Raw genomic sequence first — 11,698 nt, 5'->3', positions numbered from 1 at the left:
CTCCATGGCGGCCAGTGTGGACCCAAAGCTTCGGGGGTCCCGTTGGATGCCGATCACCCCCTATACGGGGTCCTTATTCCATGCCGATTCACATCCTGTAGGTTGGCCGCTCTTTTCGTACATCTCTGCCGAGCTCGGCGGTGCGGTAGGCGCGCGAAGAGCTGCGGGCGTCGGACCCGGACGCTGCGCCAATTCGGTTGGCGCACGGCCGATAGGCGAGCGGCCGCCCTGCGCCGGCACGGTGCCCTTCTCCTGATCCGCGAGCTTTTGCTGGAGGTCGCCGACACGCTTCTGCAACTCCTGAAGCTGCATATCCGACGCAGACCGATCCGGATCGCTGGCCTGCGCCGGTTCGCGCTGCTTGCGTTTCAGGTCCTCCTCCAGGCGCTCGATCTTCTGTTCCTTCTTCGCCAAATTGGTTTCGAGGTTCTCGATCCGCGCGGCCATGCTGTCGAGAGACACCTGCCGCGTGTTCTTATCGAGCAGCACATTTTCCTGGGATCGCGTTCGGGTCCTTGCGCGACGCTCGGACTCGATCGCCCGGCTGGAAAATCGCGACAAGCGTGATCAAGCACGTCGCGATCGCACCGACGGTTACTACCCGACGGAGCGTCGGATTCGCGTTCCGCCAGTGCTCAGTGATATTCAGTACGCTCACCGGACCGCTCCCGCTCGTGTCAGCAGCGACGGCCGACGCGCGTCGGTGTCCGACTGCAGTGCTGGGCGACGGATCACGAAAACCTCAGTGGACTGACCGGCGGCGAGAACGTTGTTCGGCCAATATGCGACCGCTGCGACGTTCGGTCCGGCACACCAGGGCTCGGCCAGTTCGACGGACGATCCTGACTGGTTGGAGACAACGCCGATGACGACCTGCAGGTGTGACCCTTCCATCACCTGACCGCCACCAAACTGGAACGTGACACCGGCCGGCCCGGTGCACCCGACGGTCTGTTCGCCACGCTCCATGTCGCGCATTTGATAGCCGCTGGGCACGGTGCCGAGTGCAATCTCACGCATGATCGACCGGATCGTTTCGACGTACGGCTGACTCTCCTCCCAGTGCTGCGCCTTCTTGTTGCCAGCCACGGCTGCGCCGGCCGCGCCAACCCCGCCGGCGGCAAACGAGGCATTCCAGACACCACCGCGAGGCAGCTGCAGCTGGATTTCGCGCGGGGGAACGCGCCGGGGCACGAGGGCGAGCGGAATCGCCACGGACTCATCTCCCTTCGGCGTGATGAAGATCGTCGCAGGCGAAGTGGTGGACACGTAGACGACGTTTCCGGAAACCTTGAACGTGGCATCGCTTGTCGTCATGACCGCCGGTTCGGCAAACGGCGTTACGATGCGGTTCGCGTGCCCCTCCGCCACTGCCAACAGCTCCGTGGTGCCAGGGCGGATGGTGATGACGGCCGGCTGGGTCATCGCAGCCAGATCCTCGGGCGGTGGAGCCGCGCCTGGAGCAACGACACTGGAAGGCACGGCCGGAAGCTCCACTGCGTTTTCAAACCTTCGGAGCCGCCGCGGTGCCGGACCGAACCACCGCCTGCGTCGTGGCGGGAGTGGTCGGAGATGCCGAGCGCGGCGGGGTCGTGGCGACCGGCGTTGCCGGTGCAGCACCCTTGGAAGCTTGAGAAGGCAGCGTTACGTTGGGCTTCCCACCGCGCGCGTCAATCTCCTCCTGGATAGCCTTTTGCAGGGTGTCCAACTCGGAGGCCGGAGCGGCGGCCTTGGAACTATCGTAGGCGGCCTCAATCTCACTCAACGGCGCCACCGGAAGCTCCGGAGTTTGCGCCTGTGCGATCTGGTGTCCGACGAGAACGGCGAAGCCGCGCCGAAAACGGGCATAAATGCGCCAGACGTGCAAGGGGATTGGCACATGGATCCGGTACAGCTTCCGAGACAAATCGACGAACCACCAACGGTTCTCCTGTGGAACACCGATGAGCTTGCGCCCATCGTGCTCCTCCACGTCATCGGTATTTTCACTGGAAACGTGCTGATCATGACGGCGCTCGGCTTTGCCGCCTCGTCTCTCTACAAGAGATTTCGCGACGGGCACCCGGACGGTTACTTGCAGCACCTGCTCTATTGGATCGGGTTGATGCCCACGAGCGCGCGCACTATCCGCAATCCGTTCGCCGATCACTACAAGCCTTGAGCCGGGACACGCACAGATGCATTTGAAGGATTTTCTGGCGTCCTGGCAGGGGGCCAGAGCTGAGAACAGGTTCCAGAGGGCAGCTAACCTCGGCCTTCTCGGCGTCGCCCTCCTGCTGGCCATCAACGCCATCGCCAAAGACAAGACCGTGGTGATCGCCCCGCCGGAACTGACCAAGGCCGTCGAGGTTTCGCGATCGTCCGCCAATCAGGACTATCTGGAGGCTTGGTCGTGGTCGACGTCCATGCTGCTCGGCAACATCACGCCAGCGAATGCGGATTTCGTGCGCAAGGGTCTGGAGCCCCTACTGGCTCCGGACATCTTCCACGGAGTTATGAAGTCTGTGGAAAGCACCATCGACGAAATCAAACACAACCGGATCACCGCACGCTTCGATCCGCGCAAAATCATCTATGAGCGGGAGACGAGCAAGTATTTCGTCACCGGATATCGCGTCGTAACGGGGCCTTCTGCCGATGAGAAGCGTGAGGAGGCAACCTACGAGTACACGTGGACCGTACGGAACTTCCGGCCACAGATCACCTCGGTCACGAACTACGCGGGAGCCGCGCAGACCTCCGCAGAGAGGGAGCGCCGGCAGCAAATTCAGGAGCGTGCCCAGCGGATCGAAGATCTGAAGGCTCGCAAGAACCAGGAGAACAAGCCGTGAAGCGGGTCCAGCCCATTATCCTGGCCAGCGTGAGCGCCTTCGCGCCGTTGAAAGACGCTGGAAAACGCTGCCTTTCTCGGTTGCGCGGACCAATCGGACGTGCTCCGCAAGGGCGCGTTCTTACCTCGTCCATCTCCGACGAGGACCGGCGGCTCCGCCAATGACAAAGGGCCGGAGACAAGCTCCGGCCCAGCCGCTCAACCCATCGCGCCAGCTGCAAAGGTCGGGGGCGGTCAGATGCGCTTCATCGTGTGGGACGCCACCAACATCAGCAATAGACTTACGGCGATGAAGAAGAACGGCGCCAGCAGGGGCGGGATCGGCACCGGTAGGAGGAGCGCCATGGGCAAGCCGACCAGCAGCCACTTTGCGGTCGCCGCCGCATAGCCGTGCACCAGCGGCGAGGGGTAATCGAACGTGTACTGTTTGCGCCGCCAGCTCATCATGCCGTCTAGGACCGCCGGAACCAGGAACAGCGGCACCACGGGGAGCCATAGCACCACGGCCGCAAGCCGGACGAACAGCCGCTGCAGCGATCCGAACACAGCATCCAGCCCGGCCTTGATCATCGGAAAGTAGAGGTTCGCCCCAAGCGCTTCCAGGCCGCGGCTCTCCACGATCTTGTCCTGCGTCGGCAGGAAGAACTCGTAGACATTTCGCTCGACCCCGGTGTCACGGAAGATAGTCGCATAGGCACCGAAGCCGCTCTTCTCGATCCACAGCGTCGCGTTGAGGCCGAGTTCGGCGAGGGACCACTGACGCTCCACACGCGTTAGCCAGTCCAGGGCGTCCCGTCCCAGCATCGGCGTCAGCACGGCGATCATCACGAACTCGCCCAGGATAAGCCAGAGCAGCCAGCGTGCCCAGGTGGTGTTCTGTGATTCAGCCGCCATGGCTGGCCTCCTTGAGGATGTCGCGGTGCGTCGCCGTCAGGGCGAAGTCAGCAACGGCCGCGGTGATCTGTGCCGCCGTTTGGGTGCGGTGTACGCCTCCGGTGAGCGCCGCCTTGGCAAAGTAGGGGTTGGCGTCTGAGGTTTGTGTGGCGCGTCATCGCGCGGACGCAAACGAGTTGCAAACGTCATGGCTTATCAGCGGGTCGAGGTTCTGACGGGAACGGAGCGGCGGCGGAATTACACGCCGGCGGAGAAAGTGCGGATGGTCGAGGAGGCGTTCCGCCCCGGCGTGGTGGTGACGGACGCGGCCCGCCGGCTGGGCGTGCACGAAAGCCTGCTGTATCGCTGGCGGGGGCTGATGAAGGCCACAGGGAGTGCCGTGGCCGAACCGTCCAGCTTCGTCGCGGTGACCATCGCGCCGGAGCCGACCGTAACGGAACCGCCGGTCGTGGAGCCCCCTGGGTCATTGCCGCCTCCGGCGCCGCCGGCCACGAGCCCGGCGATCCTCGAGGTCATCTTGCCCAGCGGGACACGCCTGCGTCTGGAAGGGCCGGTCGACCCGGCCCTAGCGGCGGCCGTCGTCAGTGCCCTGGCATGATCCCGGTGCCGAGCGGGGTGCGGGTGTGGCTGGCCACCGGGCACACCGACATGCGCAAGGGCTGGGCGAGCTTGGCGTTGCTGGTTCAGGAACGCTTCGCCCAAGACCCGCACAGCGGCCATCTCTTCATCTTCCGCGGGCGCCGGGGTGATCTGGTGAAGATCATCTGGCATGACGGCCAGGGCAGTTGCCTGTTCATGAAGAGGCTGGAGCGGGGCCGGTTCATCTGGCCAACGCCGGCGGACGGCGCGGTGTCGATCTCGGTGGGGCAGATGGGCTATCTGCTCGAAGGCATCGACTGGCGCAACCCGCAGAAGACTTGGCGCCCCGAGGCCGCGGGTGACTGCGACACGGTGAATCGACGGGCTGGTTCAGGGGAGATTGCGGCGGCTCGACGGCGCGATCCCGGGTAAACTGGCGCCATGACCGCCGCTCCGCCCCCTGCCGCCTTGGCCGACGACATCGCCAGCCTGCGCGCCGCCTTGGCGCAGGCCGAGGCGCGGGCGGACGCCGCGGAAGCCGAAGCGGCCCGGGCCAGGGCGATGGCGTCCAACACCGAGGCGCTGATCGCCAGCCTGAAGCTGGAAATCGAGAAGCTCCGGCGCGAGCTTTACGGCACACGCTCCGAGCGCAAGGCACGCCTGTTGGACCAGTTGGAGTTCCAGCTCGAGGAGTTGGAAGCGACGGCCAGCGAGGACGAGTTGGCGGCCGAACAGGCCGCTGCCCGCATCACCGCGGTGGCGGCCTTCACCCGCAAACGGCCATCACGCCAGCCCTTTCCCGACCACCTGCCGCGCGAGCGCGTCGTTGTGCCGGCACCGGCGAACTGCCCGTGCTGCGGCTCGGACAAGCTGTGCAAGCTGGGCGAGACGATCACCGAGACGCTGGAGATGATCCCGCGCCGGTGGAAGGTGATCCAGACGGTGCGCGAGCGGTTCTCCTGCCGGGCCTGCGAGACGATCAGCCAGCCGCCGGCGCCGTTCCACACCACCCCGCGGGGCTGGGCCGGCCCCAACCTGCTGGCCACCCTCCTGTTCGAGAAGTTCGGCCAGCATCAGCCGTTGAACCGGCAGGCCGAGCGCTACGCGCGGGAAGGCGTGCCGCTCAGCCTGTCCACCCTGGCCGACCAGGTGGGCACCGCCGCCGCGGTGCTGAGGCCGCTGCACGACCTGATCGCGGCGCATGTGATGGCGGCCGGGCGGCTGCATGGCGACGATACGCCGGTGCCCGTGCTGGCCAAGGGCAAGACCGACACCGGGCGGCTGTGGGTGTATGTGCGCGATGACCGGCCGTTTGCCGGCCAAGCCCCACCGGCGGCGCTGTTCCACTACTCGCGCGACCGCAAGGGCGAACACCCCGAACGGCATCTGGCCGGCTTTACGGGCTGGCTGCAGGCCGATGCGTTCGCCGGCTACAACCGGCTGTACGAACCCGACCGCCGGCCGGGGCCGATCAGGGCCGCGCTGTGCTGGGCGCATGCCCGGCGCGGCTTCTTCAAGCTGGCCGACATCGCTGCGAACACGAAACGCGGCAAGGATGCCCCGCCGATCTCGCCGCTGGCGCTGGAGGCCGTGACGCGCATCGACGCCATCTTTGATCTCGAGCGCGCCTTGAACGGCAAGCCGGCGGCCGAGCGGCTGGCGGCACGCCAGGAACACGGCGTCACCCTGGTAGCCGCGCTGGAGAACTGGTTGCGGACGGAGCGCGCCCGGCTCTCCCGCCATGCCCCCGTAGCCAAGGCGATGGACTACATGCTGACCCGCTGGGACGCCTTCACCCGGTTTCTCGGCGATGGCCGGCTGTGCCTGACAAACAACGCTGCCGAACGCGGCCTGCGCGGGATCGCCCTCGGGAGGAAAGCGTGGCTGTTCTGCGGCTCCGATCGCGGCGGCCAGCGGGCGGCGATCATGTACGGCCTGATCACCACGGCCAAGCTCAACGACATCGATCCCCAGGCGTGGCTCGCCGACGTGCTGGCACGCATCAACGACATCCCTCAAACCCGCCTGCACGAACTGCTGCCCTGGAACTGGAAGCCGGACTGACCGCGGCGCTCACCGGATGCTTACGGTGCGGTCGCCGGAGCGTAGGGTGTAGCGCGCCACGTCCCGGTGGGCTGCGCCTAGCCAGAGCAGCATCGGAGCCCCCCGACCAGGAGCCCACGTCCGGTCGCCGCTGTCCGTCACAGTAATCCCGGCGAGCACCCGCCCAACTTCTGAAAATGCGGCGTCGGTGAAGGCGAGGAGGCGCAGGTCATCACGCTGAAGCATGGCCGCGTCGTAGGCATCATAGGCCCTGTCCAGAGCACGGTGCAGCAACGGAAGTGGCGCGCCGCCCCGCTTGAGCGGGGGCGCCGTAAAGGCGTCCGTGATGTACTCGGCCATCCGCCGCTGTATCTCCGCGCTGCAAGGCCAATCCATCTCGAGCCGCCGAATGACGGCCATGATGCGCTTGCGGTCAGCGCGGAAGGTCCGAAGCATCTCGCATGGATCATCGGATGACGGGCATGTCAGCCCGATCGTCATGGCGCTTTCCATGGCAATCATCGCGCCAGCTACTCCTTGAGAATCGGCAGGCGGCCCTTGAGCAGGCGTCCGCCTGAGACTTTGGCGACGAACTCCAAGTTCGGGAGCTGACCCAGCAGGGCCGGGGTGAACAACTCCGCTTCCTCCTCCATAAGGCGTTCGCCGGCGTTGCCGCCAAACTGCATGGTCTCGTGACCGCCGGTGCCGATCGAGGACCCTTGCGTGGTCATGACGTATTTCACCCGGACGGTTGGCAGACCGTCGGTGATGTAGGTCTGCGTTTCGTTGTCGGTCACGCGCAGGGAGATCAAGTTGTTGACATTGCCGAGCACCTGGCGGGCCTTGGGTTCGGAGCCCAGCCGTGTCACGAAATCAGCGAAGGTCTGCGTGGCGATAAGCAGCCGGAGTTCGGCGCCGCGGCCTTTGTTCAAGATCTGGATGAGCGGGTCGTTGACCACCTCGGCCGCTTCATCGACGAAGATGTTCACCGGCGTGTTGTTGACACCATAGTTGTAGCGGTCGCCGGCGACACTAGCGAGGTCGGCGAGCAAGATCGACCCGATTGCCGAGCCCACCATCGCGTCGGTCAAGCTGTCCAAGCCGATGTAGCAGACTTGTCCCAGATTGATGACGCTCGCCATATCCACAATCGGTCGCTCATCAAAGTCATTGTTGCGGTTTGGCGAAAGCAAACCGCCCATGTGCCCGGATGTAAGCTGCCCAAGAAGAGGCAAAAGAGAGGCAATCATTTTCCCGAAATGGGTCCTGTCGTGTTCGAACATACTGAGCAGACCTTCTAGGTCTGTATTCGGCGCTCGGTGGTGTACCTTCTCGCGATAATACCGGATCAAAGCCAGCGCTTTGCCGTCCTTTCCCTTTGCGTTGCTCAGAAATGGCTTTGCCTCATCTTCCCACATCTCGATCTGCTTCTCGCACCAGATCGAAACAGATCTGATGACCAGATCGTCCAGCCCACCTTCCAGATGGGACCGTATATTGACCAGGTTCGGCTGGCGCCCGGTAAGCACCAACCCCTGGACGACATTGTTGAGCGCCATTTGAGCATAGGACTTGAAGGGGTCCGCCGGCCCCTCGCCGGGCAGCAGGTTGGCGATGCGGCTCGCCAGTTCTGTAGCGCGCGAGAAGTTCTTCATCGGGTCGATGCGGGCGCTCTTTTCTGGAAAGCCCGGATGGAACCAGACGAATTTCTCCGGCTTTCCCAACGCCGCGCAGGCCCGCTGCGCGTTCTCGCGCAGTTCCCGATCGCCCTTTGGGTCGATGATGATGACCGATTCACCGCGCAAAATGGCTTGTGTGACGAGCAAGTCGAACAGCCGGGTCTTGCCCGAGCCTGTCGTTCCAACGACCAGCAGGTGTCCCTTCGTATCGTTGATCGGAAGCTGCAGGTCTTCCTCGGACATGGAGACGCCGTGGATCCACGGGGCCCCCATCTGCTCGACCTTCGGCAAGATCTTCGATTTGTCGCGCTTCAGGATCTCGTAGCACAACTGCGTGTGCGGCTGATCCCATTCGAACCCGTTTCCCAGCCAGATGGCTCCGGGCTTCATGTGCGCCTGCAGTTCCTTGATCGACGCGAACTTGAGGCGCTTTCCAGCAAGACGGGCCTTCCTTTGGTGATGGCGCCACGCCTGGTAAGCACGGTGCACGCCCATGCCCCCGCCGAGTGCCGCCATCCAGGCAAAGGGCGAGAGTGGAAGACCAGAAGCAGCGCCAATGGTCAGGCACAGGGATGCACTCGCACCCCATCCCGCAGCTGCGGCCAATTCGAAGTTTGGGCGCCACGGCATTTCATAGGTCTCAACCACCGCTCGGCTCCTGAGTTGTAATCATGTAGTCATTGTCGGTGCGCTGCACTCCCGCGAGGCTTTCGAAAGCGGGTCGGAAATTGCCAACTCCGATCTGCCGCTTTTTAGCAGCGGCCTCAAGCACATGCGCCGGCACTATTCGCCAATCACCGTGATCTGTTATCAAATCAGGGCACGGGCTTGACCGGCACCACGCAAGGAACTCCTTTGCTATTAGCGTGCGCTTGTCTTCGATACTCTGCGTGTACCCTTTTTTTTGTTCTGCCTTGTGAAAGAGCGGCGGCTTATCTTGGCTTCGCTCGACGACGGGTTTGCTGCCGGCTTCTATGTCCGGCGATCCGCGCGTCGTCTGCATTGGACGCGGAGCGTTCTGTTCGTCCTTGCTGCCGTGCAGCGACGATAGAGCCGCCGATTCAGGCTGTGGCTCAATCACAGAACGGCTTCCATCGCCGGCAACGGCCTCCACCAGTGCAGCAGTGTCTTTTCGGGTCCCCGCGCCTACGAAACCGCCGCGGTTGTTGTTTGCCGGTCCCCCCGTCGTCTGCATCGGACGCGGAGCGCTCTTATCCACGCTGCTGCCTTGCTGTGAGGGTTGAGTCGCCGGTGCAGGCTGTTGCTCAATCTCAGGACGGCTCCCATCGCCGGCGACCGCTTCCACCAGTGCAGCAATGTCCTTCCGGATCACGACGCCTTTGATGCCGGCGATCACTCTGATCGATGTCACGGCGTCCGGATGGTCTTTGACGATCCATCCCGCGTCCCTGAGCAGGCTCGCCAGTTCGACAGGTTGGGCATCAGGCTCGCCATCCGTTAGCTCAAATCGCAGGTAAGGGACAAACCCCTCCGGCATCTTCGCCATCAGGTGCTCGTCGACCTGCGCGAGGCTTTCGCCCCAATTCGCGCGTCCGCCGGCGATATCCTCGGCCATCGCGACCAGGAGCCGACCAGCTTTGCCCTTGCCGAACAGTTCGCTTCGCGCTGTGGGCGCGACGGCCGCGGTTTTGGAACTCGTCGCGGGGGGCTTAGCAGGTGGAGGAGGCTCGGCATTGCTTACGGCATCCGCTGCACCGGATCTCGGTTTAAGTGAGGCTTCTTCATCCCCGGTCGTGTGCCAGAAACCATCGTCCTGAGGTGACCTGCGAGTACCGGGCTGGAGTGGTGCCTTGCCGGTTGTCACTTTGGGCGTGCTTTTGGGGGGCGCACCTACCACTGGCTTGCTGACCGTCACGCCAGGGACGTTAGCCTTCCCGCCTGGTGCCTGCACAATGGGTTTGCTCACCGTGCTGTTCGACGCCACAGGTCCTTGGACCGGTTGGATCACGGAAGCCGTGGGCACCGCTGCCTGGGCGGCTGAAGCGGCTGGCGCGGCCAGCGCGTTGTGGACGGCCCCACAGTCGGCACAGGTCCATGCCGCACCGGCTGAAACGGGGTTAGGGTGCACAACACCGCATGAGCCGCAGTGGACGCCAGCAGCCGGCGGGGCCTTGGGTGCAGCCGGCGAAACCTGACCTTGCGTCTGCACGGCCGCGGCTGGCAACGCCGCCGCAGGCGAGCTTGTGGACGATCCTGTCGAACCCGACGGTTGCGGAGGTGCTGGCGCCGGGTCAATCTGCGCGCCAACGTAGGGTGGAGGCTCGGAGAATAGCAGCGAGGGCGCTTGGAGGCGCAGCATCAGCAGCCTCACCGGGTTGCCGTTGTTGGTCAGCGCGTCCGGACAAACCGGCCAGTACCGGTACACCTGGTTTCCAAGCTTCTTGGACACCGCCAGATCACGCTCGACCATTACGTCTGCAAGCGTATCAGGATTTCTCGGAATTCCCTGGATGCGGTCGGTTTGCAGCAGCTCGATGATGTCTTCGACCGCCTTCTTCCAGACCACGAACACGCCGTCCGTCACGCCATCGGAAACCACCCAGACCCGCGCCCCCGGTTCGTTGATCTTCCAAGTGCCGTCGGCTAGAAGGCGCCGCATGGCATCGAGCACAAATTGCTCGACGGGAACGCCGAACCCCGGATCGCGGATCTTCCCATGGCCGGTGGCGACGAGGTCGCGCTCAACACTGGCGGAGTCCGCCTTGGTGACAAGATCGACGAGGAGGTGCTTGAGCTTTTCCGACCCCGATAGATAAAGGTTCAGAGTCTGGTTTATGTCAGAGCCCCCTTCGTTAAGCCAGTGAACCACATGCTTGGGAATCAGACTTTGGGCGATGGAGCCCCCCAGGATGCGGTGTTCATTACCCCGGTTGCGCTTCCAACGCAGGAAGTAGCGTTCAACGCCATGCTTATTGGCCCACTCGCTGATCGTCTCCGAGTAAGGGCTCCACATGAGCGAGCCATCGGCATTGACCACCTCGACATCCGTGACCGGCTTGCCGACGTCATGGAGGAGGCCGGCAAAGAAGATCGCAGCCTGCCAGCGGATTTCCACGCGCTTGCGTTCGAGGGGGGTGCCCTCCGGCATGAAAATGTGTGCGCCGCTGGAGCGGCCTGCGGAGAACGCCACCTCAAGCCCATGCCGGAACGCACCACCAGCCCCTTTGTGATGATGGTGCTCCGAGGATGGCAGAAGGTGAATATACGAGGCGAAGCGCTCGATTACCGGCAGGATGATCCGGTTGTAGTCCTCATCCGGAAATGAAAACGTCTGCCGGATCTTGATGAGCATTTCCGGCTGCCGGCGCATGAGGCGCTCGGTGCTGTAGACTGGGAGCCCCTTCTCGTAGGGAGGATAGCGCGGCACTTCCTCGTCGACGTCAATTTCCGGCTTCGACGCGAGCGGCGCATTGGCGTAGTAGCCGGGGAAGGCCCAGCGACGCGCTTTGTCAGAGAGGTCTGAAATTAACTTCTTCATGGGGATCTCTGTACCAAAGTCGATCTTGGTTTCTCGCCACCGAAAGACGCTGAAAATCGTCGCCTTTCGGCGGCGCGCGCAGATGCCGATCCCCGCTACTCTCCGGGGCGCTCCCAAGGCGATTCAATACTGAGAGGTTCCTTTGCGCCTAACCATCTACGCATCCGTCCTGCT

Annotated in this window: 11 protein-coding genes; 5 read left to right on the top strand and 6 right to left on the bottom strand. The window is 63.8% G+C overall.

The window, feature by feature from the left end; translation table 11 throughout:
- Nucleotides 1-60 precede the first annotated feature (60 nt).
- Both F1643_RS21335 and F1643_RS21330 read right to left on the bottom strand, forming a co-directional pair.
- Nucleotides 61-489: an ABC transporter C-terminal domain-containing protein gene (locus F1643_RS21335; RefSeq protein WP_194915298.1), complete on the bottom strand. Its 429-nt coding sequence runs from the start codon at nucleotides 487-489 to the stop codon at nucleotides 61-63.
- Nucleotides 490-654: 165 nt separating this feature from the next.
- Entirely contained in the window at nucleotides 655-1,425 is a 771-nt protein-coding gene (locus F1643_RS21330) for a type-F conjugative transfer system secretin TraK (protein WP_194915295.1), read from the bottom strand.
- A 454-nt stretch (nucleotides 1,426-1,879) separates the two neighbouring features.
- On the opposite strand from F1643_RS21330, the gene traL reads away from it, so the two are divergent.
- Both traL and F1643_RS21320 read left to right on the top strand, forming a co-directional pair.
- The gene (gene traL, locus F1643_RS25195) at nucleotides 1,880-2,161 is read left to right on the top strand and encodes a type IV conjugative transfer system protein TraL (RefSeq protein ID WP_109154410.1); all 282 of its coding nucleotides are present in this window, start codon (nucleotides 1,880-1,882) and stop codon (nucleotides 2,159-2,161) included.
- Nucleotides 2,162-2,177: 16 nt separating this feature from the next.
- A complete protein-coding gene (locus F1643_RS21320; protein WP_149226220.1) occupies nucleotides 2,178-2,831 on the top strand; it encodes a TraE/TraK family type IV conjugative transfer system protein in 654 nt (217 codons plus the stop codon).
- A gap of 233 nt (nucleotides 2,832-3,064) precedes the next feature.
- Here the strand turns inward: F1643_RS21320 and F1643_RS21315 are convergent, their stop codons facing one another.
- Nucleotides 3,065-3,724 (bottom strand): DUF4400 domain-containing protein, encoded by a 660-nt coding sequence (locus F1643_RS21315; protein WP_149226216.1) that lies wholly within the window; start codon nucleotides 3,722-3,724, stop codon nucleotides 3,065-3,067.
- A 187-nt stretch (nucleotides 3,725-3,911) separates the two neighbouring features.
- Between F1643_RS21315 and F1643_RS21310 the strand changes: the two genes are divergently transcribed.
- Genes F1643_RS21310 through F1643_RS21300 form a run of 3 tightly spaced genes read left to right on the top strand, consistent with a single transcriptional unit; the run spans nucleotide 3,912 to nucleotide 6,367 of the window.
- A complete protein-coding gene (locus tag F1643_RS21310; protein ID WP_194910806.1) occupies nucleotides 3,912-4,322 on the top strand; it encodes a transposase in 411 nt (136 codons plus the stop codon).
- Entirely contained in the window at nucleotides 4,319-4,735 is a 417-nt protein-coding gene (gene tnpB, locus F1643_RS21305) for an IS66 family insertion sequence element accessory protein TnpB (protein ID WP_194915293.1), read from the top strand. The genes F1643_RS21310 and tnpB overlap by 4 nt, the downstream gene beginning before the upstream one ends.
- 9 nt (nucleotides 4,736-4,744) lie before the next feature.
- Nucleotides 4,745-6,367 carry an IS66 family transposase gene (locus tag F1643_RS21300; protein ID WP_194910808.1) on the top strand — a complete coding sequence of 541 codons (1,623 nt, stop codon included), beginning with the start codon at nucleotides 4,745-4,747 and terminating at the stop codon, nucleotides 6,365-6,367.
- 9 nt (nucleotides 6,368-6,376) lie between these two features.
- On the opposite strand, the gene F1643_RS21295 is transcribed toward F1643_RS21300, so the two are convergent.
- From F1643_RS21295 to mobH, 3 genes are read right to left on the bottom strand one after another with little or no spacing between them, the layout of a single operon-like run.
- The gene (locus F1643_RS21295) at nucleotides 6,377-6,868 is read right to left on the bottom strand and encodes a hypothetical protein (RefSeq protein WP_194915292.1); all 492 of its coding nucleotides are present in this window, start codon (nucleotides 6,866-6,868) and stop codon (nucleotides 6,377-6,379) included.
- Nucleotides 6,869-6,876: 8 nt separating this feature from the next.
- On the bottom strand, nucleotides 6,877-8,655 hold the full coding sequence (gene traD / locus F1643_RS21290) for a conjugative transfer system coupling protein TraD (RefSeq protein ID WP_149226327.1): 1,779 nt from the start codon (nucleotides 8,653-8,655) through the stop codon (nucleotides 6,877-6,879).
- Nucleotides 8,656-8,665: 10 nt separating this feature from the next.
- Nucleotides 8,666-11,524 carry a MobH family relaxase gene (gene mobH / locus F1643_RS21285; protein ID WP_194915291.1) on the bottom strand — a complete coding sequence of 953 codons (2,859 nt, stop codon included), beginning with the start codon at nucleotides 11,522-11,524 and terminating at the stop codon, nucleotides 8,666-8,668.
- Between the last annotated feature and the right edge of the window lie 174 nt (nucleotides 11,525-11,698).

This window comes from Azospirillum sp. INR13, from assembly GCF_015390205.1.
Classification (GTDB): domain Bacteria; phylum Pseudomonadota; class Alphaproteobacteria; order Azospirillales; family Azospirillaceae; genus Azospirillum.
Note: the sequence above shows the minus strand (reverse complement) of the source record. Positions and strands in the feature narration are given on the sequence as shown.

Bases quoted from the DNA above. Each gene is read 5' to 3' on its own strand.
- F1643_RS21310 (WP_194910806.1), top strand. From the start codon at position 3,912: ATGGCTTATCAGCGGGTCGAGGTTCTGACGGGAACGGAGCGGCGGCGG.
- F1643_RS21295 (WP_194915292.1), bottom strand. From the start codon at position 6,868: ATGATTGCCATGGAAAGCGCCATGACGATCGGGCTGACATGCCCGTCA.
- tnpB (WP_194915293.1), top strand. From the start codon at position 4,319: ATGATCCCGGTGCCGAGCGGGGTGCGGGTGTGGCTGGCCACCGGGCAC.
- F1643_RS21330 (WP_194915295.1), bottom strand. From the start codon at position 1,425: ATGACCCAGCCGGCCGTCATCACCATCCGCCCTGGCACCACGGAGCTG.
- mobH (WP_194915291.1), bottom strand. From the start codon at position 11,524: ATGAAGAAGTTAATTTCAGACCTCTCTGACAAAGCGCGTCGCTGGGCC.
- F1643_RS21320 (WP_149226220.1), top strand. From the start codon at position 2,178: ATGCATTTGAAGGATTTTCTGGCGTCCTGGCAGGGGGCCAGAGCTGAG.
- F1643_RS21315 (WP_149226216.1), bottom strand. From the start codon at position 3,724: ATGGCGGCTGAATCACAGAACACCACCTGGGCACGCTGGCTGCTCTGG.
- F1643_RS21300 (WP_194910808.1), top strand. From the start codon at position 4,745: ATGACCGCCGCTCCGCCCCCTGCCGCCTTGGCCGACGACATCGCCAGC.
- traL (WP_109154410.1), top strand. From the start codon at position 1,880: ATGGATCCGGTACAGCTTCCGAGACAAATCGACGAACCACCAACGGTT.
- traD (WP_149226327.1), bottom strand. From the start codon at position 8,655: ATGCCGTGGCGCCCAAACTTCGAATTGGCCGCAGCTGCGGGATGGGGT.